Genomic DNA, 24,144 nt, shown 5'->3' with positions numbered 1-24,144 from the left:
CATCTGTTCTGACGCCGCCGGTCGTGCTTGCGCCGATGGCCGGAATCACCGACCGCCCGTTTCGCGATCTGGTCCGGAGTTTCGGGGCCGGGCTGGTGGTCAGCGAAATGGTGGCCAGCCAGGAAATGGTCCAGTCCAAGCCCGGCGTGCGCGAACGTGCGGAACTGAGCGCGGATGTTGCCAACACCGCGGTGCAACTGGCCGGGCGCGAGGCGCACTGGATGGCCGAGGCGGCGCGGCAGGTCGCCGATCGCGGCGCGGCGATCATTGACATCAACATGGGTTGTCCGGCCAAGAAAGTGACCAACGGCTATTCCGGTTCGGCCCTGCTCAAGACCCCCGACCACGCCCTGCGCCTGATCGAGGCTGTGGTGGGGGCGGTGGATGTGCCGGTCACGCTCAAAACCCGTCTGGGCTGGGATGACACATGCCTCAATGCGCCTGATGTTGCCCGGCGTGCGGAGTCTGCGGGCGTGCAGATGATCACGATTCACGGGCGCACGCGGTGCCAGTTCTACAAGGGCAGCGCCGATTGGGCGGCGATCGCGCGCGTGAAGGAGCAGGTGAACGTGCCTGTCATCGCAAATGGCGACATCATCGACACCGCCACTGCGCGGCGCGCTCTGGCGCAATCCGGCGGCGACGGCGTCATGATCGGGCGCGGGGCGCAGGGCAAGCCATGGCTGCTGGCTCAGGTGGCCCATGACCTGTGGAACGCGCCCGCACCCGACGTGCCGCAGGGGGACGCGCTGGTTGCGATGGTCTCTGGCCACTACCAGACGATGTTGTCGTTCTACGGTGCGGATCTTGGCCTGCGGGTCGCCCGCAAGCACCTTGGATGGTATATGGATGACGCGCGCACACGGTCCTGTCTGCGTCGGCGGCTCCTGACATCGAAAGACCCGAATGAGGTCCTGCGCCTGTTGCCGGATGCGCTTGCCCGCCAGCCGGAGGACGCGGCAGCATGATCACGGATGCGAATATCTGGGCGTCTTTGCCGGTCCCGGCATTCCTGATCGATGCCGGGGACAGGATCATTGATGTCAATTCGGCGGGCGAGGGGTTTCTGAACCTGTCGGCCAAATCGATTCTCGGCGCGCCGGTCTGGGACGTGATTGCCATCGATGCGCCGATCGAGGACGCGTTTGCGCGCGCGCGCGCGAACGGCACCCCGCTTTTTGTCAACGATATCGATGTCGGGTCCGGCAGTCGCGCACCGCTGCAATGTGCGCTGCAAATCGCGCCGCTGATTTCGGATCCGACCACGATGATCATCATGATCTCGCCGCGCGAACTGGCCGGGCGCATGACGCAGAGCCATTCGGTGAAATCGGCGGCGCAGTCTGCCATCGGAATGGCCGAGATGCTGGCGCATGAAATCAAGAACCCGCTGGCCGGGATCACTGGTGCGGCACAGTTGCTGAGCATGAACCTGCCGCCGGAAGAGCTTGAACTCACGGATCTTATCGTCGTCGAGAGCCGGCGTATCGTGAAGCTGCTTGAACAGGTGGAGCAGTTCGGAAACCTGTCGCCGCCAGAGTTTCGCGCGGTGAATATCCACGATGTTCTGGACCGGGCACGCCGCTCGGCCTTGCTCGGGTTCGGGGCGCATATGCGCATCATCGAGGATTACGATCCGTCGCTGCCGCTGGCCTACGGCGATCCGGATCAGTTGTTGCAGGTGATCCTGAACCTTTTGAAGAACGCCTCCGAAGTGGCGGAGCCATCCGGCGGAACAATCCGGATCCACAGCTATTTCGAGCATTCCTTCCGGCTGCGCCGTGCCGATGGCCGTGGCCAGTCCCTGCCGCTTCAGGTCGAGATCATCGATGACGGACCGGGCCTGCCCGAAGATATCCGCGCCGACGTGTTCGATCCGTTCGTGTCAGGCCGCGAGAACGGCACCGGGCTTGGCCTGGCGTTGGTAAGCAAGATCATTTCCGACCACGGTGGCTGGATCTCGGTCACCTCGGTGCCGGGGCGCACGGTATTTCGCCTGTCGCTTCCGCGCGCGCCCCGCAGCCCTGACAAAGAGGAGACTTCCTGATGGACGGCACGGTACTTGTCGCCGACGACGACCGCACGATCCGCACGGTTCTGACGCAGGCCCTGACCCGGGCAGGGTGCAAGGTGCACGCGACCAGTTCGCTGACAACCCTGATGCGGTGGGTCAGCGAGGGAAAGGGCGATGTCGTGATCAGCGACGTGATGATGCCTGACGGGAACGGGCTCGAGATGCTGCCCAAGATCGCCGAGGATCGACCGGGCCTGCCGGTGATCGTGATCTCGGCGCAGAACACCATCATGACGGCGATCAAGGCGGCCGAAGCCGAGGCGTATGATTATCTTCCCAAACCGTTTGACCTTCCCGATCTGATGAAACGGACATCCCGTGCGCTGGAACTCAAACGGCGCGCGTCCTCCGGGGTGGCCGAATCGGCCGCCAGCGAGCGCCCCGAGGATCTGCCGCTGGTGGGGCGCACGCCGATCATGCAGGCGCTGTACCGGCTGGTCGCCAAGGTGATGAATACCGACCTGCCGGTGTTGATCTCGGGCGAAAGCGGCACGGGCAAGTCCCTGATCGCGCGGGCCATTCACGACTTTTCGGACCGGCGAACCTTGCCTTTCATCTCGGTGACCGGCGCCGATCTTCAGGAACTCGAAGGGCCGGCACGGGTTCTGGCGCGGGTCAAGGGCGGCACCGTCTTGATCGACGAAATTGCCGATGTCGATGACGAGATTCAGGCCCGCATCGTGCGGATGATCGATGCGCCCGGCGATCATGTTCCGCGCTTCATGGCGACCGGGCAGGGGGATCTTGCCGATGCGATGGAAAAGGGCAGGCTGCGCAAGGATCTCTATTACCGTCTGAGCGGTGCCACCGTGAATGTGCCGGCGCTGCGCGAGCGCGTCGACGACATCACGTTGCTTGCCGAACATTTCCTGAGCCGGGCCGAGCGGGAAGGCTCGGCCAGACGACGGCTCGGTGACGGGGCGCTGGACCTGTTTCGTGCCTATAGCTGGCCCGGCAATGTCCGTCAGCTTGAAAACACGATTCGCCGCCTTGTCCTGACCAGCCGCGCCGACGAGATATCGCGCGCCGAGGTCGAGGTGGTGCTGGGAAACCAGCCGGAAATGGAGCCCGTTCCGGGTCAGGGCAGTACGGAAAAACTCTCGGCCTCGGTTGCGCGTCATTTGCGCCGCTATTTCGACCTGCATGGTAGTATGCTGCCGCCGCCGGGGCTTTACGCGCGCATTCTCAGGGAAATGGAGATCCCGCTGATTGAGATCGCGCTTGAAGCGACCGGCGGAAACCAGGCGAAATGCGCCGACCTGCTCGGTATCAATCGCAATACTTTGCGCAAGAAGATCACCGATCTCGATATACAGGTGACACGGCGTCGCAAATTGATGTAAAACCGCCACATAAGCGTGGCAGGCCGGTGTCATTCGACGACGATACCGGGACAAGACCACGAAATATGGCGGTACGCCGCGCGAGCGGCACATCAATATGAGGACGACACGTGACAACCCGGTCACAGAACAGGCCGTTCACGACTTTCAACCGGTGGCGCAAAACCAGGCGTGCCAAGAACGCGGGTACGCTGGGTCTGGTGTTGCTGGGGCCTGCGCTGGCGCTGGCCACGTTCATGGTGCTCGGTCCCTTTGACCAGCACGCCTCATCGCCGTCGCTGCGCTTCATCTTTCTGGCCGATCTGGTCTATATCCTCGTCGTTGCGACGCTGGTTCTGGGGCAGGTTGCCCGGCTGATCGCCGCCCGCCGGGCGCGGTCCGCGGGGTCACGTCTGCATCTTCGGCTGACAGCCGTCTTTGCCTTGCTGGCGTTGATCCCGACGGTGATTGTCGCGGTGTTTGCCGGGCTGACCGTCAATATCGGACTCGAAGGATGGTTTTCCGAGCGGGTCCGGCAGGTGGTCGGATCGTCCCTGTCCGCTGCCGAGGCCTATGAAGAGGAACACCGGCAAAACCTCGCACAGGACGCGCGTGCGTTGGCGCGCTATCTGGCAACGACGCGACAGGTCAACGTTTTCATCAACGATGCGGAGCTGCGGCAGTTTCTCGGTCAAGGGCAGGCGCAAATCCAGCGCGGATTGCGCGAAGCCTATGTAATTGACGGTACTGGCGAAATCCGGGCGCGGGGCGAGGGATCGTACCTGTTCGACTTCGAGCGCCCCACATCCGACCAATTGGCCGCGGCGACGGATGACGGTCTGATCGTCATCCAGGACTGGGACAATAACGAGTTTCGCGCGCTGCTGCCGCTCGAAACCTTTGTCGACCGTTACCTTTACGTGAGCCGCGAGGTTGATGGCGACATTCTGAATCTGCTGGACGAGACCAAGGAAACGGTGGTGCTTTATCAGCAACTCGAGAATGAACGCGGCCGCGTGCTGTTTGAATTCGGGTTGCTGTATCTCGGCTTTGCGCTGATCCTGGTGCTTGCGGCGATCTGGTCCGGCTTGTGGTTCGCCGAACGGCTGAGCCGTCCGGTCGGACGATTGACCACGGCGGCGCAAAAGGTCGGTGCAGGCGATCTGGACGTTCAGGTGGATGAAGAGCAGGGGGACGACGAAATCGCCCTGCTCGGACGTTATTTCAACCAGATGACCTATCAGCTCAAGGGGCAGCGTGAGCGGCTCCTGGACAATACCCGCCAGATCGAGCGGCGACGCCGGCTATTCGACTCGGTTCTGACCTCGGTAACGTCCGGGGTGGTGGGGTTGGATCCCGATGGCAAGGTGACCTTCGTCAACCGGTCCGCCGAACGGCTGCTCGACTGGACAGGCCACGAGCAGGATCTTGCCCTGACGGTCGCCGTGCCCGAATTCGGAGCCTTGTTCGAACAGCTCAAGACCGGAACCGGCGAAGTTGCGCAAAGCGAAATCAAGGTGTCGCGCCAGGGACATATGGAAAACCTGCTGGTCCGCATGTCGACTCGTCGCGAGGCCGATGGTAGCCTTGAGGGATATGTTGTCGCGTTCGACGATGTGACCGATCTGGTCAGCGCACAGCGCATGGCAGCCTGGGGCGATGTCGCGCGCCGGATCGCGCACGAGATCAAGAATCCGCTGACTCCGATCCAGCTGAGCGCGGAGCGGATAAAACGCAAGTTCGGTCCTGCCGTTGGCGAAGAGCGCGACAAGCTCGACTCCATGACCGACGTCATCGTACGCCAGACCAACGATCTGCGCCGTATCGTGGATGAGTTCAGCAAGTTCGCACGGATGCCCGAACCCGACCGCCGCGCCGAAGACGTTATCGCGCTGGTACGGGATGCGGTCCTGCTGCAACAGACCGGCCAGCCCGGCGTCAGGATCAGCGCCACGCTGCCCGATGGCGAGATTTGCGCCGATCTGGATGCGACGATGATGTCGCAGGCATTGACCAATTTGATCAAGAACGCCGGGGAAGCGATTGAAACGCTGAAGGAAAAGGGCGCGCCGGAGGATCTCGTGCCCGAGATCAGGGTATCGGTGAGTACGTCGGGTCCAGCCTGTACCATCACGATTGCAGATAACGGAATCGGGTTGCCCGAAGACCGCGCAAGACTGTTTGAGCCCTATGTCACCACGCGCGATCAGGGCACCGGGCTGGGCTTGCCCATCGTCAAGAAGATTATCGAGGAACACGGGGGTACGCTGACCCTCGAGGATGCGCCGGTATTCGAGGGCCAATCCCATTTCGGTGCAATGGCCGTGATACGGCTGGTGATCACCGGCACAACTGAAACGAACGCCACCACGGAAGGCGAGGCAGAGGCAGAAAGAGCAGGAACGATATGAGTGACATTCTGATCGTCGATGACGAACGCGACATCCGGGAACTGGTTGGAGATATTCTGGAGGACGAGGGGTTTTCCACGCGGCTGGCAGGCAATTCCGATGACTGCATGTCGGCCATAAACGCGGAACCGCCCGCCTTGCTGATCCTCGACATCTGGCTGAAAGACAGCCGGATGGACGGGATCGACATTCTCAAGGCGGTCAAACGCGACAACCCCGACATTCCCGTGGTGATCATTTCGGGCCACGGCAATATCGAGATCGCGGTCGCCGCGATCAAGCAGGGGGCCTATGACTTTATCGAAAAACCCTTCAATATCGATCAGTTGCTGGTGGTTATACGCCGCGCGATGGAGACATCGCGGCTTCGACGGGAGAACAGCGCACTGAAACACCGCGACGGTGTGGGGGCCGAAATGATCGGTGCAAGTTCGGCGTTCCGCACCCTGATCGGCAATCTCGACAAGGTGACCAAGTCGAACGGGCGGGTGATGCTGACCGGACCGGCTGGATCGGGCAAGGAAATTGCCGCGCGCTATATCCACGCCCATTCCAACCGCTCGAACGCGCCGTTCGTGACGGTGAATTGCGCCAGTATCGAGCCTGAGCGGATGGAAGAGGTGCTGTTCGGACGGGAAACGCCCGAACGGGGGGTCGAGCCCGGATTGCTCGAACAGGCTCATGGTGGCGTCGTCTATTTCGATGAAGTCGCGGATATGCCGATCGGGACCCAATCCAAGATCTTGCGGGTGCTGGTCGACCAGCAATTCCAGCGGGTCGGCGGAAATGACAAGGTTCGCGTCGACCTGCGCGTGATTTCCAGCACCAACAAGAATCTGGAACAGGAAATCCGCGCCGAACGTTTCCGGCAGGAACTCTATCACCGGCTGAACGTGGTGCCGATCGCGGTGCCGTCGCTGGAAGAGCGCCGGGAAGACGTGCCTGTGCTGGCCGGGCATTTCATCGAATCCTGCCACAAGAGCCAGGGCCTGCCGCTGCGGGAGATTTCGGAAGAGGCCATTGCGCTGATGCAGACAATGGTCTGGCCGGGCAACGTGCGCCAGCTCAAGAATCTGATCGAACGGGTGCTGATCCTGGGCGAGGGCAACGGGCCCATCGAAGCCCGCGAATTGCCCGGTGACGAGGTGAAATCGGCCGATGAGGGCCGCGTGGTCCTGTCCGGGGCGCTGGCAACCCTGCCGCTGCGCGAAGCGCGCGAGGCGTTCGAACGCGAATACCTGCTGACCCAGATCAACCGGTTTGGCGGCAATATCAGCCGCACCGCGTCGTTCGTCGGGATGGAGCGCAGTGCGTTGCACCGCAAGCTGAAGTCGCTGGGCGTGGTCACATCGAGCAAGTCGGGCGCTCGGGTCGCGCATGTGGAGCAGGAGACAACCGAAGCAGCCGAATAGGTGTTGTCATAAAGCGGTCCAGAGCGCCAGCGCACCGACACTGATCAGGCTCAGCGCCCATAGCACATCCATGTTGAACCAGGCCCTGGACAGGAATTTCAGGCCAAGCCAGGCGTGAACCCCGATTGCGATCACCCCGCCCGCCACGGTCATCGCCGCGGTGTGAACAGCCGCGACCGCCAGCGCGATATCGAGGTTGCCAAGCATCAGTTCGGCGGCGGCGCGATGGCCCGGCTCCGCGTCCTCGATCCCGCACAGCCCCAGATAGATGGGCAGAAGCATCAGCCCCGCGCCATGCGCCATCGCGGCAAGAAACGACCAGAGGGCAAGCCGTGTCGGCCTGATCCGTGCCAACCCCCGCGGGTGACGGCGATTGATCAGAAGATAGACGCCGGCAGCGAGGACGATAAACCCCGTACCGATGCGTATTTCGCGCTGCCAATCAACCAGCGCATAGATCAGCGTGAATGGCAGAAGGATCGCGGACATCGCCAGAAAATGTCCGAGCGCCAGCAGCATGAGCGCCTTGCCAAGCGCCGCCCGCCGCCCTTCCATCAGTGCGGCCGAGACTGACAGGGGCCATCCCATCCCCGGATTCACCCCGTGATAGATGCCCGATGCGATGACCGCCCACCAAAGGGCCACCGCCGGTGTCTGATCCACGTCTAGCTGTTCGGATAGCAGAAACTGTCGGTCGAACAATCCCCGCCCTCAAGGCGGATCTGGTGGCAGCGATAGCCCTCGGGAAACTCGACCCAGAACGACTCGTCCAGCGTCAGGCCGCCGGTATCGCCGACATTTGCCATCACCATCGCCGCACCGCGTTCGCCGGGGTAAAACTGGTCATCCCACGTCGAATAGAGCGAGTTGGTCCAGTAGACCCGTTTGCCATCGCGGCTGATTTCGACCATCTGCGGGCCATAGCCGAATGTCTTGCCGTTGGGATGTGGCGTTTTCCGGACGATGCCGCCAATCTCGACCTTGCCCGCGAGCACCGGATTCATCGGGTCGGAGACGTCGTATTGGTGCATTTCGCCGATCCCCCAGCAGGACACGTAAAGAAACCTGTCATCCATGCTGAGGTCGATATCGGTGATCAGCGGCGGCACCGCGCCAAATCCCTTTAGCAATTCGGGCAGCTCGTCCGCATCCGCGGGCTGCGGATCGATCGTGACGGTTTTCCTGGCGTCGAACGTGCCGTCGTCATTGCGCCACCAGGTAAAGATCGCGCCTTGCAGGTTGGTCGTGTCCACGACGATGCTGCAAAATCCGTATTGTTTGGCCGGGTCGTGCGCGGGCCGGATCTCCAGCGCCATCTGATGGTTTTCGCCCAGGTCAATGGTCTGGACGTTGCGACGTCCACGCAAATCCCAGAAATGAATGCTGTGGCCGTATTTGTTGGCAAGCAGATCCTCGGCCACGACGCCGTTTTCATATTGCGGCGGCAGCGCCCATTCGGAACTGATCATGTAATCGCGCGGCAGGTTCCACCAGAAGTCGTAATGCTTGTCCTGAACCCCACGATCCATTTCGTAGCGACCCAGAATGTCAAATGTCTCGCAATCCATGATGAAGATGCCCGGCGGGCCGTCCATCCCGTCCTTGCCGCCACCGCCCAGGGTCGAAACATAGATGCCCTCGGGCCCGCAATGGATCGTGTGAGGGCGGGAGTACCCGGTTTTCTCAAACAGCTCTTCGGGTTCGATGATCTTGTGAATCCTGGCCTTGAGCGGTTCCTTGACATCGATGATGTAGATACGGCTCGAACGGATTCCGGGAATGATGAGATAGCGACGTTCAAGAAAGGCATGTCCCGTCAGCGGGCTGAGCGCGGACGAGCAGGCGTTCCAGCCGAAATGGTGAAATTCGTCGCCCGTGTTGGGCATCATCAGCGAATGAACGATCTGCCCATAGGTTTCCGACGTGGCATCGACATCGATCACCGCCAACCCGTCGGGCTGTGATCCGTCGGGACTGAGCATAAGCGTGAAGGCGAGTTTTTCGACAGGCGCGGCCATCGCGAGCTTCGGCGTGGCGTGGAATGTCGGATCCGGTCTCAGGTTCATGATTTTCTCCCAGAATGCAAATATTGTCGAACAAGCGGTTGCATCGCTTCCAGAACATGGAACGCGACCGTCAATCGGTAACATTCTTTCGCGCCGCGTGATCGCCAGAGGCGGACATGCCCCTTTGCCGGTCTACTCCGACGCGGTCGACACCTGCGGTGTCACGATCTGCCAACTGCCATCGTCATAGCGGATCGCGCAGGAGTTTCGTGCCAGCGCGGGCAGCGTCGATGTCGCCGCGCGCGGTGCGGACGCGCTTACATTGGCTGGGCAGCGCGGGATGCTGACCGGCTGATAGCCCTTGTTCGCCATGCAGATATCCAGCACCCGGCGGCGCAGATCCTGGTTCACGTCAACGGTGTACAGGCCGCCATCGACCCAATAGCCGGGATTGTAGTAGCATCCATTTCCCGTACAGAATCTGTTGCCGGGGAAATAGATCGGCGGGCGCTGGCGTATCTGGTTGGCAACCGGCGCATCCCTGAGCGCCTCGACCTCGCAGTTGGTCGCGTCGGTTTGCATCCGGCTGACCTCGACGCCGGGCCGGTAATAGAGGGACAGCGGCCCGCAAGCGCCAACCATCAGTCCTGCCACGAGAATCCGCATCACGAGTTTCATGGCAACAGTTTGCATCAACCAGCGGCGGGTGACAATTGAATTGACCCTTCTGGGGGCTTCTGTCATGCAAATGAACGCAGAACACCGGACCAAGGGTCAAGAGCGCATGAAGGTCATCATTTGCGGTGCCGGTCAGGTAGGCTGGCAGATCGCACGTCACCTGTCAGGCGAATCGAACGATGTCACCGTTGTCGACAGCAACCCCGATCTCGTGCGGCGGGCCACCGATACGCTGGATGTGCAGGGAATCGCGGGTTTTGCCAGCTATCCGGACATCCTGGACAGGGCAGGAGCGCGGGATGCTGACATGATCATCGCGGCGACCCATTCCGACGAGGTCAACATGGTGACCTGCCAGGTGGCGCATTCGGTGTTCTCGATCCAGCGCAAGATCGCGCGTCTGCGGGCGCAATCCTATCTCACGGCGATTTACTCCGATCTCTACCGGCGCGATCACCTGCCGATCGATGTGGTGATCAGCCCCGAACGCGAGGTGGCGTCGGCGGCGATGCAGCGGCTTGCGGCACCCGCCGCCTTTGACACCGAGACCTTCATGGAGGGCAAGGCGCAGCTTCTCGGTATCGCGCTGGATGAGGACTGTCCGGTGCTCAACACGCCGCTGCGGCAGTTGACGGATCTGTTCTCGACATTGCGCTCGATCGTCGTCGGCGTGCGCCGGGACGGCAGCCTGTTCGCGCCGGAACCGGACGATCAGTTGTTTGCCGGGGACGAGTGTTACGTCTTTGCCCATGTCGATGATGTCGGTCGCACGATGGAGATTTTCGGCAAGGAACAGCACAAGCAGGAACGTCTGGTGATCGTGGGCGGCGGCAATGTCGGGCTGACCGTCGCCAAGACGCTGGAAAAGCGCCAGAAACGCACGCGGGCAAAGGTGATCGAGCGGAACCGGAAAAGTGCGGAGGTGGCCGCCGATGCCCTTGAGAGAACCATTGTCCTGCATGGGGACGGGCTCGACGCGGCACTGTTGCGCGAGGCGGGCATCGACCGGGCCGACGCCATGCTCGCTGTGACCGATGACGACAAGACCAACATGCTGGCGGCGGTGCGGGCCAAGTCCGAGGGCTGCCCTTATGCGATTGCACTGATCAATGATCCGACTTTGGTGCCGATGATGGCGCCGCTTGGAATCGACGCCTATATCAACCCGCGCTCCACCACGGTCAGTTCAATCCTGCGCCATATTCGCCACGGGCGGGTGCGTGCGGTCTATTCCATCGGCGACGCCGAGGCCGAGGTGATCGAGGCCGAGGTGATGTCGACCTCGCCTCTGGCCGGGCAGCGGATCCGCGACATCGATTTCCCCGAAGGTGTGCTGGTGGGGGCGATCATGCGCGAAGGCGAGGTGATGCGCCCGACCGGCAGCCTGCGGATCGAGGAAAAGGACGTGATCGCGCTGTTTGCACTGGCCGATGACGTGCCCGAGGTCGAGCGGCTGATGCAGGTCTCGATCGACTTCTTCTGATCATGCGGCTTGAGCAAACCCCAAAAGGTCCGCTTTGGCGTCTGCCGCTTTCGCTGCTGATCTGGGGCGTATTTTCGGCGTCGATGTTCGTGCCGGCCGCCTATGCAGTGGTGCGCGACAACCACCCGGCGTCGCAGTCGTTTTTCTATTCCGGTCTGCTTGGCCTGATCTGTGTCGTTCTGATCGCCCTGGCGCTTGGCGACCGCAAACCGCGTTACGCGACGCTTGGCCAGCTTTTGTCGCTGCTGTTCACCTTCGCGATCCTGCCGGTCTTTCTGGCGATTCCGCTGCATGATGCGTTGCAGACCACGTCTTTCCTGAACGCCTATTTCGACATGGTCAGTGCGATCACCACGACGGGCGCGGACCTGTTTGCCGATCCCGAGCGGTTGTCGCCACCGCTTCACCTGTGGCGGGCGCAGGTGGGCTGGATGGGCGGCATGCTGATGTGGATCGCGGCCTCGGCGATTCTCGCGCCGCTGTCGCTCGGCGGTTTCGAGGTAACCACGCGCGGCGAACCCGGACGTGCGGCATCGGGACCCAGCATGATTGCCCGCGCCGATCCGCGCAAGCTGCTGCTGCGGTCGGCGGCGATGCTCGCGCCGATCTATGCCGGGCTCACGCTGACGCTCTGGGTGTTGCTGCTGATGTCGGGTGAACGCTCGCTGACGGCGCTTTGTCACGCCATGTCGGTGATGGCGACATCCGGGATTTCCCCGGTTGGCGGTCTCGAAGGTTCGACATCCGGCCTCGCCGGCGAGGCGCTTTTGTTTCTCTTCATGTTCTTCGCGCTGTCCCGGCTGACATTTTCCAGCGACACCACCAACACGACCGGGTTTCGCCGGCTTGAGACCGATCCGGAATTCCGCATCGGCCTTCTGCTGGTCTTTGCCCTGCCGACCCTGCTGTTCCTGCGCCACTGGATCGCGTCGCTCGAAGTGACCGAAGGCGAGAATTTCCTGCTTGGCCTGCGGGCGTTCTGGGGGTCGATGTTCACGGTGATTTCCTTTCTGACCACCACCGGCTTTGAAAGTGCCGACTGGGAAGAGGCGCGGCGATGGTCCGGGCTGGGCACGCCGGGGCTGCTCTTGCTGGGGCTTTCGATGATCGGCGGCGGCGTTGCGACCACCGCAGGCGGGGTCAAGCTGCTGCGGGTCTATGCGCTGTATCTCAACGGGCTGCGCGAGATGGAGAAGCTGGTCCACCCGTCATCCGTCGATACCGTGCACCGGGAGACGCGAATCCAGAAAAACGGCGCCTTCATCGCCTGGGTCTTCTTCATGCTCTTCGCGATGTCGCTGGCGGTGATCAGCCTCGCGCTGGCGTCGCTCGGAGTGAGCTTTGAGCATGCCATCGTGCTGAGCATCGCGTCGCTGTCGACAACCGGCCCATTGATCGATGTTGCCAGCGAAACCCCGATACGTCTGGTCGAACTTGGCGGCGCGGCCAAGATGATCCTCTGCGCGGCGATGGTTTTGGGGCGTCTTGAGACTCTGGCGATCATCGCGCTTCTGACGCCCGGTATCTGGCGCAATACGTGACTCTTCGCGCATCACGAACAACACGCTTTTTTTGGGTGGAAGTTCCCTGCGCGGCGCGACATACTCGCCCAGGGGCAATGCCGGTCCGCGGCATACGGCAAGAACAATGGCGAGAATTTCAAATATGGCATCTGACAGACAGAATCTTCAGGACGCATTCCTGAACCATGTGCGCAAGACCAAGGTTCCGGTTACAATTTTCCTGATCAATGGGGTGAAGTTGCAGGGTGTCATCACATGGTTTGACAATTTCTGCGTGTTGTTGCGCCGGGATGGGCAATCCCAACTGGTTTACAAGCACGCGATCTCGACCATCATGCCAGCCCAGCCGATCAGCCTTTACGAGGGCGAAGACGCTACTTGATGGATCATGAGAGTGTAAGCACCCGGGCCTGGGTGCTGCATCCAGACATTCGTACCGACCCCGACCGCCGCGACTCCGGCCCGGCGCTTGAGGAAGCCGTGGCGCTGGCCGTGGCGCTACCGGATCTTGAGGTCATCGGCAGCGATATTGTGCCCTTGCCCAAGGCGCATGCCGGAATGTTATTCGGCAAGGGCAAGATCGAGGAACTGAAGACGCGCTTTGCCGACGCCGATATCGAACTGGTCCTGATTGATGGTCCGGTTTCGCCCGTGCAGCAACGCAACCTCGAGAAGGCCTGGGGAGTCAAGTTGCTCGACCGGACCGGGCTGATTCTCGAGATCTTCAGCGACCGCGCCCGCACGCGCGAGGGTGTTCTGCAGGTCGAGATGGCCGCATTGTCCTATCAACGCACACGTCTGGTCCGGGCCTGGACACACCTTGAGCGTCAGCGCGGCGGGCTGGGATTCGTCGGCGGCCCCGGTGAAACCCAGATCGAGGCCGACCGACGCGCCATCGACGAACAGCTGGTGCGCCTGCGCCGGCAGCTGGACAAGGTCGTCAAGACCCGTGAGCTGCATCGCAAGGCCCGCGCCAAGGTGCCGTTCCCGATTGTCGCGCTCGTCGGCTATACCAACGCCGGGAAATCAACGCTTTTCAACCGTCTGACAGGGGCCGAGGTGATGGCAAAGGACATGCTCTTTGCCACGCTCGACCCGACCATGCGCCGCGTGGTTCTGCCCGAGGGACCCGAGATCATCCTGTCGGATACGGTGGGATTCATCAGCGACCTGCCCACCGAACTCGTCGCGTCGTTTCGGGCCACTCTGGAAGAGGTGCTCGCCGCCGACCTGATCGTGCATGTCCGCGACATCAGTCATGCAGAGACGGACGCGCAGGCCCGCGATGTCGAAAACATCCTGAATTCACTCGGGATCGACGAAGATCGCCAGATGCTCGAAATCTGGAACAAGCTCGACCTGCTCGGACCGGATGAACAGGACGCCTTGCGCGCCCGCGCCGACCGAGATGACGGGCTGTTCTGTCTCTCGGCACTGACCGGCGAAGGCATTGATGAACTGCTTGCCGCGATCTCCGGCGCCTTGCAAGGCGCGCGCTTTGCCGAAGACCTGCATCTCGGTTTCTCGGACGGGCGGAAACGGGCATGGCTGTTTGAACAGGACGTGGTGCAATCGGAAAACCAGACCGAGGACGGTTCTGACATTTCGGTGATCTGGACGGCGCAGCAGCAGGCAAAATTCAGGACGTTGTGATCATCCGTTTCACCCGGCGCCACCGCTGATCGCGGTATCGCACGAAGGCCGGGGTGCCCCGTTCAGAGATCGCCGTCACGCCGGATGCCATGTCATTCGATCCTGGGGGTCAGGATCGTCGTTCCCACCGCTGCGGCCCGCGCGAGTTCCTCGTCCAGGGACATAGGAATATACTCTCCCCGACGCCAAAGCTGCGCGAGGTCGTCATAGTAGCGCGACAGGAAATGGCCTGATTGGCCGGTGGAGATGATAAAGACCGAACTGTCGGGATCGGCAAAGTCATAGACCCCGCGATAGCCCGCGCCGTGGACATTCTCGAACGGGGCGGGGTCCTCGCCAGAGGTCAGCCCGCGCAACAGGGTATTGTCGCCGCCGCTGGTGGACTGGCGAATATTCACAAAGTAGCGGAGGATCGGAACATCGCCGAGCACCGGGTGATCCTGTGTGGCCTGATGCGCATCGCCCCAACGCAGGCTTTCCAGCGCCGTCCCATACGTATCGGCGATCCAGTAAAGCGCGTCATCCAGCGCCAGCCGCGCGATGTCGGTGCAGGTTTCAACCGGCGCGCTCTGGCGTATGTCACACCAGATGCTTGCCCCGTCGATGTCGCGATAGACGCGTTCGATAAAGACCGGATCCGCGCGTTTGAACTCGTCGGCGAGGGGCCCAAGCTCATCGCGGATCAGCCTCTGGTTCAACGCCCGCAGCCACGCCGCATAGATCAGCGGTTCCGGCAGGTGTTCGTTCATTTCGCCGTTCCAGTCTGCCAGCAGGGACAGGGCGATCTGACGCTGTCGCTCCTGCGTGCCTTCGGGCGCGGATTCACCGGTAAACCAGAGATCCGCACCGATCAGCGGTAGCAACGAGCGCGCGGTAAAGCTCACCGGGTCAAGCTGCGCCTCGATAAAGCTGTCGCGGGTGTGGACCTCGCGCGACTGCATGAGCCGCTGCCAGCGATTGATCCGCTGGGTGTCGCCCCAGACGAATGACAGGTGGTCGGGGAAGGGGCGGTCGACGATCTTGTTGTTGGTGTTGCCAAGGATGCCCCCGCTCGGCGACACGAACTCGGGGTTGGTGTCATAGGGCATCCGCCCTTGCCAGCGATTTTCCTGCCGCCAGCCTTGTGACGGCATGCGGCCCTGGCTGTTATGGCGCGGATCGCGGCGTGGCACCGCGCCGATCAGTTTCATCGCAATGGTGTCCTTGTCGATCAGCGACAGGTTCTGAGCCGGGGCAATATACCCTTCGGTCAGCTTGATCGCCTCTTGCACCGACGTCGCCTCCATCATCGCCATAGCGGCAGACAAGGTCGTGTCCTGCGGGCTGAGCGCGGTCCAGCCCAAGGCGACCACATGGCCCGGCGGCGTGATCGCGTCGAGATTGAACTGTCTCCGTGGCAGAACCGGTCCGTTCTCGGTCCAGCGCAGGGTCAGGGTAATGGGCGACGCGCCCTTGATCTCGATGATCGACGGGCGGCTTTCAAACGGCTTGAACCCGTCCGGCGTTTCGTATTCTTCCGGATTGTCGGGATTCAGACGTTCGATGAACAGATCCTGATCGTCCACGTAAGCCGAGGTCAGCCCCCAGCCGAGCGTATCGCTGCGCCCGGTCATGACCACGGGAATGCCGGGAATGGTGCCACCGATCACCCCGCCGCTGGCAAGTTCGAGCCGCGCGAGATACCAGAGTGACGGGGCCGAAAAGCCCAGATGCGGGTCATTCGCTAGCAGGGTGCCCCCGGCGGCCGAGCGGAATGGCGCCGCCGTCCACGCATTCGAAGCACCTGCCATGCCGCGTTTTGCCACCGGCGACAGCGGCGAGCGTTCATCCTCCTTGACCTCTGCATAGCGGGGCAGGCCGGGAAACAATGCCGAATATTCGGGAAGTGCAGCAATACCGGTGCCCGGCGCCTCGGGCAGGACGTCGGCGATCCGTGCAGGATCGTCGAGCATCAACGACACGCGCGCGCGCAGAACCTCATCCACCACGTGGCCGGACAATTTCAGCGCCATCAACTTGACCAGCGCAAGCGAATCCGCCGGGGTCCACGGGGCAACCGGCGCATTGAACAGGAACATTTCAGGCGCACCTCGCCCCAGTGCGTCCTTGTTGATTTCGGCGAGCCGTGCGTTGACACCCGCCGCATAGGCATTCAGGGCCTGCAAGGTCTGATCATCCTGCGCGCCCACCGATTGCGCCGCCAGCCGATAGATGTCGAGCCGACGCATGAGGCGGTCATCCGCCACGGTCTTCTGTCCGAACACCTCGGAAAGCCGGCCCTGGGCCGCGCGCCGCATGGTGGTCATCTGCCACAGGCGATCCTGCGCATGCGCATATCCAAGCCCGAAGAACACGTCCGGATCGGTCTCGGCAAAGATATGCGGCACATCTGCATTGTTGCGGACGATCTCGATCGGTGCGGTGGGGCCTTCGACCTGCACGGTGCGGTCATAATCTGGCAGCGACTGGCTGGCGAGGTAATAGACCAGCGCAACCACCACCACGACCAGCCCGACCAGCCCGGCGGCGATGCGCAACAACCAGCGAAAAACGATGCTCATACTGTCCTCACGAAGATCGTCGGCGCGTGGCCGGCAATTGGCGATTTTGTCTGGCAGAGATGCCTGTTAGATACGGAGGCAATCTATTTGAAACGGGTTCGGAGGGAAAGCAAATGGCAAAGCTCGCGTTTCTGGGTCTCGGGGTGATGGGATACCCGATGGCCGGGCATCTGAAGTCGGCCGGACATGACGTGACCGTATACAACCGGTCGCCCGCCAAGGCCGAATCCTGGGTCGCGGAACATGGTGGCGCGCGTGCGGATACGCCGCGCGAGGCGGCGCAGGGCGCGGATTTTGTCATGTGCTGTGTCGGCAATGACGACGACCTGCGCAGCGTCTGTCTGGGCGAGGATGGCGCCTTTGCCGGAATGGCGGAAGGATCGGTGTTCGTCGATCACACCACGGTTTCGGCGAAGGTGACACGCGAGCTTTATGCCGCTGCGCATGAGGCCGGGCTGGGATTCGTCGATGCGCCGATTTCCGGCGGTCAGGCGGGCGCGGAAAACGGGGCCCTGTCGGTGATGTGCGGCGGAGATCAGCCGGTATATGACCGGGCGGAAGAGATTATTGGCGCTTATGCGCGCATTTGCCGGCGCATCGGCGAAAGCGGCGCCGGACAGATGACAAAGATGTGCAACCAGATCGCCATCGCCGGGCTGGTCCAGGGGCTCTCCGAAGCGCTTCACTTTGCCGAGAGCGCCGGGCTGGACGGGCGCGCGGTCGTCGAGGTGATCAGCCAAGGCGCTGCAGGGTCCTGGCAGATGTCCAACCGCTATGAAACGATGCTCGACGATCATTTCGAGCACGGGTTTGCCGTCGACTGGATGCGCAAGGATCTCGATATCTGTCTGGGAACGGCGGATGAAGTCGGTGCATCGCTCCCGGTCACGGCGCTGGTCGATCAGTATTACAAGGACGTGCAGCAGATGGGCGGCGGCCGCTGGGATACCTCAAGCCTGATCCGGCGGTTGCGCGCGTTCAAACGGGATGGTGCGCAGCGTTGAACTGAACCCGTTTGGCGATAGTCGACGGTCAAGGTCCGGCCCGCCCGAGCGCGGGCGGGACCGTATTTCGGAATCAGGGAATGATGCGGGTATATTTGGCGCCTTCCAGCGACGCCCCGGCATAGAGCCCGGCCTGACCGAAGATTGCAGCAAGGATCGGCGCGGTCAGAATATTGGTATCGGTCGACGCGGACTCGCCGCCTTCGGGCGTCACATAGTCGATCTCGGCCCCGGCAGTCCAACCGCTGGCGCGGCGGAACCCTTCCAGCGCGTCATGCGTCATGAAGAACAGGACATGCGCATATTGCTTGGCCCCGATCTGGAAACCGGCGCTGGCCTTGGTGTTGGAATAGTAATCGACCGTCACGTCGTTGACCCGCAAGGCACCGCGGCCATAGCCGCCGCCAAACCCGAATCCGGCCTCGGTCACCAGTGGCATGACCAACATGCCATTGGCTTTTGCGGCAAGATCGCGGGTGTTCGGATAGGTGCGATACATCTGGGCCAGCGTCGCATCGACGCGCGCGTCGATCGTGGCCGCGCCATTGCTGCCGACGCCGTTGCCGCAGGCCGCGATCAATGTCGCACCCGCCAGCGCGCCAAATGCAAATCCGCGCCGGGTCAGACCCAGGGGGGGCGTGTGTTTCGTGGTGAAGCTGCTCATGTCAATACTGCCTGTAAATGTTTGCCTGAGTTGGCCGTTTTCATCGGCCTTGGCGCGAAACATACGCAGGAATCCCCGGTTTGTCACGCCGCAAGGACAATGATTCGGCGACTTATCGCTGGCAATTCCAGAGCTCTTGACAAAAAACCCCCGTTTTCCGGATCGCCCGAGCCGCGCGCATCCGCGCCCCGGTGATCAGCGGTTCAGCATGCGGGCGACATCGGGTGCGAAATAGGTCAGGATACCGTCACACCCCGCACGCTTGAACGCCATCAGGCTCTCGAGCATCACGCGATCGCCGTCGATCCAGCCGTTGTGCTGCGCGGCGCGGATCATCGCGTATTCGCCGCTGACCTGATAGGCAAAGGTCGGGGCGCCGAAGGTCTCTTTGACGCGTTGGCAAATATCGAGATAGGGCAGGCCGGGTTTGACCATGACCATGTCCGCGCCCTCGGTCAGATCGCGCTCGATCAGACGCAGCGCCTCGTTCGAATTGGCCGGGTCCATCTGATAGGTCTTCTTGTCCCCGATCAGCGCCGCCGACGCTCCGACCGCATCGCGGAAAGGGCCATAGAACGCGCTGGCGTATTTGGCGGCATAGCTCAGGATCATCACATTGTGATGTCCGCCATGTTCAAGCGCGGAACGGATCGCGCCGATACGACCGTCCATCATGTCGCTCGGGCCGATGATGTCCGCGCCCGCCTCGGCCTGCGCGACGGCCATTTTCACAAGCGCCTCGACGGTCTGGTCGTTGACGATCTCACCATTCACCACGAACCCGTCATGACCGTTGATATTATAGGTGTCCAGGGCGACGTCGGTCATGATCGCGATCTCGGGGACCGCGGATTTGATCGCCCGGATGGCGCGATTGGTGTGGTTTTCGGGATTCCAGGCGCCGGCGCAGTCCGCGGTGCGCTCATCAAGACCGGTATAGGGAAACAGGCAGATTGCCGGTATTCCAAGGTCTGCCGCTTCGCGGGCCGCCTCGACCGTCTTGTCGACGCTGCGCCGCATGACGCCGGGCATCGAAGACACGGGTTCTTCCACACCGTCGCCGGAGCGCACGAATATCGGCCAGATGAGGTCTTCGACCGACAGCGTATTTTCACGCACCAGACCGCGCACTGCCGGAGACTGGCGCGCGCGGCGCAAGCGAGCCGCAGGAAAAGAGGCAACGGTAGGTTTCATGACGCAGTCTCCTTGAACAATCCGTCATGGGGTGGCATGGAATGCCGTCATCGGCAAGAGCAACACGGCACCGTGTGCAATTCCAGCCGGAAGTCGAAACCGGGGACGGCGCGTGGAATGGTATTCATTCATATTCGAACTGATCGACATGCGGTCCTTTTCGAACCTCTGGTACTGGATCGCGCTGGCGGTCTTCTGGTCCTCGGCGAGCCATTGGGTGCTGGGTATTCCCTTTGACATGATCCAGCGGGCGCGGCGTGTCGGCGGGCAGGCGGCGCTTGACCTCGAGATCATCACGCGGGTGAACGTCAACCGGCTGCTCTATATCTGGCGGGTGTCGGGCATGTGGCTGATCGGTTTCGCCTGTTTCCTGCTGTCCACGCTTGCGGTGCTGGGCTTCTGGTACTGGATGGAATTCGCCCAGGCGGTTCTGTTGCTGATGTTTCCCATGATGGTGATCGGCGCCATGAGCCTTGTCACCGCCCGCCGTATCGAACGGCAAGCTGCCTCCGGCGAGACCCTGCGTAAAATCCTCGCCCGGCACAGGTTCGTTGTGCAGGCGATCGGGATGGTCGCCATATTCTTCACCGCGCTTTGGGGGATGTACCAGAATCTTACCATCGGCGTTCTGGGCCACTGAGACAAGACAACCAATCGGAGCAAGACAGATGAAGCCATCGGGCCATATCACCGTCGGCGGAGCACCCGAAGGTTTCGATGCGCGCCTCATCCTGAACGAGGTCGCGCGCGAACAGGCCCCGGTGATCCACATCGCCCGCGATGACAAACGCCTCGCGGCGCTGCGTGCGGCGCTCGCGTTCTTTGCGCCCGACATGCCGGTTATCGTTTTTCCCGGGTGGGATTGCCTGCCCTATGACCGGGTGTCTCCGCATGCGGACATCTCGGCGGCGCGCATGGCCACGCTGGCGGCACTCGTGCATCAGGTTCCGGGCCAGTTCGTATTGCTGACCACGCTGAACGCCGCGACACAGCGGGTGCCGGCGCGCGACGTGCTGCGCGATGCGGCCTTTACCGCCCGTGTCGGTGATCGCATCGACGAAACGGCCCTGCGCCAGTTCCTCGTGCGGATGGGATTCAGCCAGAGCCCGACAGTCATGGAACCGGGCGATTATGCGATCCGGGGCGGGATCATCGACATCTTTCCACCGGGCGAGGGCGGTCCGGTGCGGCTCGACCTGTTCGGCGATCTGCTTGACGGTGCGCGCCGGTTCGATCCGGTCAGCCAGCGCACGACGGAAAAGCTCGACATGGTCGAGCTTGCGCCGGTTTCCGAGGTTATTCTCGACGACGCGGCGATCACCCGGTTTCGCCAGAACTACCGGATCGAATTCGGCGCGGCGGGCACTGACGATCCGCTTTACGAAGCGGTCAGCGCGGGGCGCAAGCATCAGGGCATCGAACACTGGCTGCCGTTCTTTCACGACCGGCTGGAAACCCTGTTCGACTTTCTGCCCGGCGTGACGGTGACACAGGACGATCAGGTGACGCCGTCGCGCCTGTCGCGGTGGGACGGCATCCGGGATCAGTATGAAACCCGCAAGCTGGCGATGCAGGCGAAATCCAGGATGGACAGCGTCTACAAACCCGCGCCGCCCGACCTGCTCTATCTGAACGATGCCGCATGGCAAGACGCGGTTTCCGACCGTCGCGTACTGCAATTCCATCCCTTGCCTCAGGCCACGGGCCCCGGCGTGATCGACGCGGGCGGCCGCATCGGTCGGAATTTTGCACCGGAACGCCAGCAGGAACAGATCAGCCTCTTTGGCGCGCTGGCCGATCATGTGCGCGACCGGCTGCGAGCCGGACCGGTGGTGATCGCGTCCTATTCCGAAGGCGCGCGCGAGCGTCTGTCCGGGTTGATCGAAGACGAGGGGCTGGCCGAAACCATCGCCATTCCGAACGCCACCCGCATCGGCAAGCACGGGTTGCATCTCACGGTCTGGGCGCTCGAACACGGGTTTCAGACCGACGATCTGACCGTCATCTCGGAACAGGACGTGCTGGGCGACCGGCTGATCCGGTCCGCCAAGAAGCGACGCAAGGCCGAGAATTTCCTGACCGAGACTCAATCCCTGTCTCCCGGCGATCTGGTGGTGCATGTGGATCACGGGATCGGCCGCTATCAGGGGCTCGAGGTGATCACCGCCGCCGGTGCCGCCCATGAATGCCTGCTGCTGGAATACGCCGAAAGCGCGAAACTCTACCTGCCTGTCGAGAATATCGAATTGCTGTCGAAATACGGTCACGAAGAAGGCCTGCTCGACAAGCTCGGCGGCGGCGCGTGGCAGGCGAAAAAGGCGCGGCTCAAGGAACGCATCCGCGAGATGGCGGACCGGCTGATCCGGGTGGCGGCGGAACGTGCGCTGCGCAAGGCGCCTGTGCTGGAACCCGAACGCCACGCGTGGGAAGCGTTCTGCGCGCGCTTTCCCTATCAGGAAACCGACGATCAGCTGGCCGCCATTGCCGATGTGCTGGGCGACATGACCAGCGGAACACCGATGGATCGGCTGGTTTGCGGCGATGTGGGGTTTGGCAAGACCGAGGTGGCGATGCGCGCCGCCTTTGTCGCGGCCATGTCCGGTGTTCAGGTGGCGATCATCGCCCCGACAACCCTGCTGGCGCGCCAGCATTACGCCAGTTTCGCCGAACGGTTCCGTGGCTTTCCGTTCCAGGTGCGGCAATTGTCTCGTTTCGTCCCGGCCAAGGATGCGCAACAGACACGCGACGGCATGGCGCGCGGTACGGTCGATATCGTCATCGGCACGCACGCGCTGCTGGCCAAGGGGGTGCGCTTCAGCAATCTCGGCCTGTTGATCATCGACGAGGAACAGCATTTCGGGGTGACGCACAAGGAGCGCCTGAAACAGCTGCGCAGCGATATCCACGTGCTGACCCTAACCGCCACGCCGATCCCGCGCACGCTGCAACTGTCGCTCTCGGGCGTGCGGGATCTGTCGATCATCGGCACACCGCCGGTCGACCGGCTGGCGATCCGCACCTATGTCAGCGAATTCGATGCTGTCACCATCCGCGAGGCGCTTTTGCGCGAACATTATCGCGGCGGGCAGTCCTTTTACGTGGTGCCGCGTATTTCAGACCTGCCCGAGATCGAGCAATTCCTGAAGGATCAGGTGCCCGAAATCAGCGTGATCGTTGCCCATGGGCAGATGGCGGCAGGCGAGCTCGATGATCGGATGAACGCATTTTACGACGGCAAGTACGATGTGCTGCTGGCCACGACCATCGTTGAGTCCGGACTCGATATTCCGACCGCCAACACAATGATCATCCACCGCGCCGACATGTTCGGTCTGTCGCAACTCTATCAGATCCGGGGACGGGTGGGGCGCTCCAAGACCCGCGCCTATGCCTATCTGACGACGAAACCCAGGACCAGGCTGACCCCCGCCGCCGAAAAGCGTCTGCGCGTGCTCGGCTCGCTCGATACATTGGGGGCCGGGTTCACCCTGGCCAGCCAGGATCTCGACATTCGCGGTGCCGGAAACCTGCTGGGCGAGGAGCAATCCGGCCAGATGCGCGATGTTGGCTACGAACTCTATCAATCGATGCTGGAAGAGGCGATTGCCAAGATCAAGGCCGGCGAAATGGAAGGGTTGTCGGAGTCCGACGATCAATGGGCCCCACAGATCAACCTGGGTGTGCCGGTTCTGATCCCCGAAAGCTATGTGCCCGATCTTGACGTGCGCCTTGGACTGTACCGGCGTCTGTCGGCGCTGTCGACCAAGGTGGAACTCGAAGGATTCGCGGCGGAGCTGATCGACCGGTTTGGCACGCTGCCCAAGGAGGTCAACACGCTGTTGCTGGTCGTGCGGATCAAGGCGATGTGCAAACGCGCCGGTATTTCCAAGCTGGACGGAGGCCCCAAGGGGGCCACGATCCAGTTCCACAACGACAAGTTCGCCAGCCCCGAGGGCCTCGTGGCGTTCATCCAGGACCAGCGCGGCATGGCCAAGGTCAAGGACAACAAGATCGTGGTGCGCCGGGACTGGCGAAAGGACGCGGACAAGATCAAGGGGGCCTTTGCCATCGCCCGCGATCTTGCCGAAAAGCTGGTCCGCAAGAAAAAGGCCGGTTAGGGGCGTCGGCATTCCACCCGCAGCCCCTTGCCTCGGGACCG

18 protein-coding genes are annotated in these 24,144 nt (G+C 62.3%); 12 read left to right on the top strand and 6 right to left on the bottom strand.

All coding sequences use genetic code 11. The annotated features are described in order from the left end of the window. The first annotated feature begins 35 nt into the window (after positions 1-35). From dusB to AB9K34_RS22045, 5 genes are all read left to right on the top strand, one after another. A complete protein-coding gene (dusB, locus tag AB9K34_RS22065) occupies positions 36-968 on the top strand; it encodes a tRNA dihydrouridine synthase DusB (protein ID WP_369957111.1) in 933 nt (310 codons plus the stop codon). Then, positions 965-2,047, top strand: a complete 1,083-nt coding sequence (locus AB9K34_RS22060) for a nitrogen regulation protein NR(II) (RefSeq protein WP_369956760.1) — start codon at positions 965-967, stop codon at positions 2,045-2,047. Before dusB ends, AB9K34_RS22060 begins: the two co-directional genes overlap by 4 nt. Then, entirely contained in the window at positions 2,047-3,417 is a 1,371-nt protein-coding gene (locus AB9K34_RS22055) for a response regulator (RefSeq protein WP_369956758.1), read from the top strand. Before AB9K34_RS22060 ends, AB9K34_RS22055 begins: the two co-directional genes overlap by 1 nt. 110 nt (positions 3,418-3,527) lie before the next feature. Beyond that, the gene (locus AB9K34_RS22050; RefSeq protein WP_369956757.1) at positions 3,528-5,807 is read left to right on the top strand and encodes an ATP-binding protein; all 2,280 of its coding nucleotides are present in this window, start codon (positions 3,528-3,530) and stop codon (positions 5,805-5,807) included. Beyond that, positions 5,804-7,219 carry a sigma-54-dependent transcriptional regulator gene (locus tag AB9K34_RS22045; protein WP_369956756.1) on the top strand — a complete coding sequence of 472 codons (1,416 nt, stop codon included), beginning with the start codon at positions 5,804-5,806 and terminating at the stop codon, positions 7,217-7,219. The genes AB9K34_RS22050 and AB9K34_RS22045 overlap by 4 nt, the downstream gene beginning before the upstream one ends. A 6-nt stretch (positions 7,220-7,225) precedes the next feature. Here the strand turns inward: AB9K34_RS22045 and AB9K34_RS22040 are convergent, their stop codons facing one another. The 3 genes from AB9K34_RS22040 to AB9K34_RS22030 form a co-directional block, all read right to left on the bottom strand. Next, the gene (locus AB9K34_RS22040; protein ID WP_369957110.1) at positions 7,226-7,807 is read right to left on the bottom strand and encodes a hypothetical protein; all 582 of its coding nucleotides are present in this window, start codon (positions 7,805-7,807) and stop codon (positions 7,226-7,228) included. Between the two features lie 77 nt (positions 7,808-7,884). Next, the gene (locus AB9K34_RS22035) at positions 7,885-9,285 is read right to left on the bottom strand and encodes a selenium-binding protein SBP56-related protein (RefSeq protein ID WP_369956755.1); all 1,401 of its coding nucleotides are present in this window, start codon (positions 9,283-9,285) and stop codon (positions 7,885-7,887) included. Positions 9,286-9,417: 132 nt separating this feature from the next. Then, the gene (locus AB9K34_RS22030; RefSeq protein WP_369956754.1) at positions 9,418-9,903 is read right to left on the bottom strand and encodes a hypothetical protein; all 486 of its coding nucleotides are present in this window, start codon (positions 9,901-9,903) and stop codon (positions 9,418-9,420) included. Between the two features lie 106 nt (positions 9,904-10,009). Between AB9K34_RS22030 and trkA the strand changes: the two genes are divergently transcribed. The 4 genes from trkA (at position 10,010) to hflX (ending at position 14,562) form a co-directional block, all read left to right on the top strand. Continuing rightward, positions 10,010-11,386: a Trk system potassium transporter TrkA gene (trkA, locus tag AB9K34_RS22025; RefSeq protein WP_369956752.1), complete on the top strand. Its 1,377-nt coding sequence runs from the start codon at positions 10,010-10,012 to the stop codon at positions 11,384-11,386. A 2-nt stretch (positions 11,387-11,388) separates the two neighbouring features. Then, the gene (locus AB9K34_RS22020; RefSeq protein WP_369956751.1) at positions 11,389-12,927 is read left to right on the top strand and encodes a TrkH family potassium uptake protein; all 1,539 of its coding nucleotides are present in this window, start codon (positions 11,389-11,391) and stop codon (positions 12,925-12,927) included. A 124-nt stretch (positions 12,928-13,051) separates the two neighbouring features. Further along, positions 13,052-13,291: an RNA chaperone Hfq gene (hfq, locus tag AB9K34_RS22015; RefSeq protein WP_027260655.1), complete on the top strand. Its 240-nt coding sequence runs from the start codon at positions 13,052-13,054 to the stop codon at positions 13,289-13,291. After that, positions 13,291-14,562, top strand: a complete 1,272-nt coding sequence (hflX, locus tag AB9K34_RS22010; protein WP_369956749.1) for a GTPase HflX — start codon at positions 13,291-13,293, stop codon at positions 14,560-14,562. Before hfq ends, hflX begins: the two co-directional genes overlap by 1 nt. 92 nt (positions 14,563-14,654) lie before the next feature. Here the strand turns inward: hflX and AB9K34_RS22005 are convergent, their stop codons facing one another. After that, the gene (locus tag AB9K34_RS22005; RefSeq protein WP_369956748.1) at positions 14,655-17,123 is read right to left on the bottom strand and encodes a penicillin acylase family protein; all 2,469 of its coding nucleotides are present in this window, start codon (positions 17,121-17,123) and stop codon (positions 14,655-14,657) included. A gap of 113 nt (positions 17,124-17,236) precedes the next feature. On the opposite strand from AB9K34_RS22005, the gene AB9K34_RS22000 reads away from it, so the two are divergent. Then, positions 17,237-18,127, top strand: coding sequence for an NAD(P)-dependent oxidoreductase (locus AB9K34_RS22000; protein ID WP_369956747.1), 891 nt, complete (start codon positions 17,237-17,239; stop codon positions 18,125-18,127). Between the two features lie 73 nt (positions 18,128-18,200). Here the strand turns inward: AB9K34_RS22000 and AB9K34_RS21995 are convergent, their stop codons facing one another. Beyond that, the gene (locus tag AB9K34_RS21995; protein WP_369956745.1) at positions 18,201-18,791 is read right to left on the bottom strand and encodes a YSC84-related protein; all 591 of its coding nucleotides are present in this window, start codon (positions 18,789-18,791) and stop codon (positions 18,201-18,203) included. A 195-nt stretch (positions 18,792-18,986) separates the two neighbouring features. Then, positions 18,987-19,985 carry a porphobilinogen synthase gene (gene hemB / locus AB9K34_RS21990; protein ID WP_369956744.1) on the bottom strand — a complete coding sequence of 333 codons (999 nt, stop codon included), beginning with the start codon at positions 19,983-19,985 and terminating at the stop codon, positions 18,987-18,989. Between the two features lie 112 nt (positions 19,986-20,097). Between hemB and AB9K34_RS21985 the strand changes: the two genes are divergently transcribed. Both AB9K34_RS21985 and mfd read left to right on the top strand, forming a co-directional pair. Then, on the top strand, positions 20,098-20,625 hold the full coding sequence (locus AB9K34_RS21985; RefSeq protein WP_369956743.1) for a component of SufBCD complex: 528 nt from the start codon (positions 20,098-20,100) through the stop codon (positions 20,623-20,625). A gap of 28 nt (positions 20,626-20,653) precedes the next feature. Then, positions 20,654-24,103: a transcription-repair coupling factor gene (mfd, locus tag AB9K34_RS21980; protein WP_369956742.1), complete on the top strand. Its 3,450-nt coding sequence runs from the start codon at positions 20,654-20,656 to the stop codon at positions 24,101-24,103. Positions 24,104-24,144: the final 41 nt, after the last annotated feature.

Origin of the sequence: Sedimentitalea sp. XS_ASV28 (assembly GCF_041224545.1) — a bacterium.
Lineage (GTDB): Bacteria > Pseudomonadota > Alphaproteobacteria > Rhodobacterales > Rhodobacteraceae > Sedimentitalea.
The sequence above is the reverse complement of the archived record's forward strand: the minus strand, read 5'-3'. Positions and strand labels throughout refer to the sequence as shown.

Bases quoted from the DNA above. Each gene is read 5' to 3' on its own strand.
- AB9K34_RS22035 (WP_369956755.1), bottom strand. From the start codon at position 9,285: ATGAACCTGAGACCGGATCCGACATTCCACGCCACGCCGAAGCTCGCG.
- AB9K34_RS21995 (WP_369956745.1), bottom strand. From the start codon at position 18,791: ATGAGCAGCTTCACCACGAAACACACGCCCCCCCTGGGTCTGACCCGG.
- hflX (WP_369956749.1), top strand. From the start codon at position 13,291: ATGGATCATGAGAGTGTAAGCACCCGGGCCTGGGTGCTGCATCCAGAC.
- AB9K34_RS22045 (WP_369956756.1), top strand. From the start codon at position 5,804: ATGAGTGACATTCTGATCGTCGATGACGAACGCGACATCCGGGAACTG.
- mfd (WP_369956742.1), top strand. From the start codon at position 20,654: ATGAAGCCATCGGGCCATATCACCGTCGGCGGAGCACCCGAAGGTTTC.
- AB9K34_RS22000 (WP_369956747.1), top strand. From the start codon at position 17,237: ATGGCAAAGCTCGCGTTTCTGGGTCTCGGGGTGATGGGATACCCGATG.
- AB9K34_RS22030 (WP_369956754.1), bottom strand. From the start codon at position 9,903: ATGAAACTCGTGATGCGGATTCTCGTGGCAGGACTGATGGTTGGCGCT.
- AB9K34_RS22040 (WP_369957110.1), bottom strand. From the start codon at position 7,807: ATGGGATGGCCCCTGTCAGTCTCGGCCGCACTGATGGAAGGGCGGCGG.
- AB9K34_RS22020 (WP_369956751.1), top strand. From the start codon at position 11,389: ATGCGGCTTGAGCAAACCCCAAAAGGTCCGCTTTGGCGTCTGCCGCTT.
- trkA (WP_369956752.1), top strand. From the start codon at position 10,010: ATGAAGGTCATCATTTGCGGTGCCGGTCAGGTAGGCTGGCAGATCGCA.
- AB9K34_RS22055 (WP_369956758.1), top strand. From the start codon at position 2,047: ATGGACGGCACGGTACTTGTCGCCGACGACGACCGCACGATCCGCACG.
- dusB (WP_369957111.1), top strand. From the start codon at position 36: ATGGCCGGAATCACCGACCGCCCGTTTCGCGATCTGGTCCGGAGTTTC.
- AB9K34_RS22060 (WP_369956760.1), top strand. From the start codon at position 965: ATGATCACGGATGCGAATATCTGGGCGTCTTTGCCGGTCCCGGCATTC.
- hfq (WP_027260655.1), top strand. From the start codon at position 13,052: ATGGCATCTGACAGACAGAATCTTCAGGACGCATTCCTGAACCATGTG.
- hemB (WP_369956744.1), bottom strand. From the start codon at position 19,985: ATGAAACCTACCGTTGCCTCTTTTCCTGCGGCTCGCTTGCGCCGCGCG.
- AB9K34_RS22005 (WP_369956748.1), bottom strand. From the start codon at position 17,123: ATGAGCATCGTTTTTCGCTGGTTGTTGCGCATCGCCGCCGGGCTGGTC.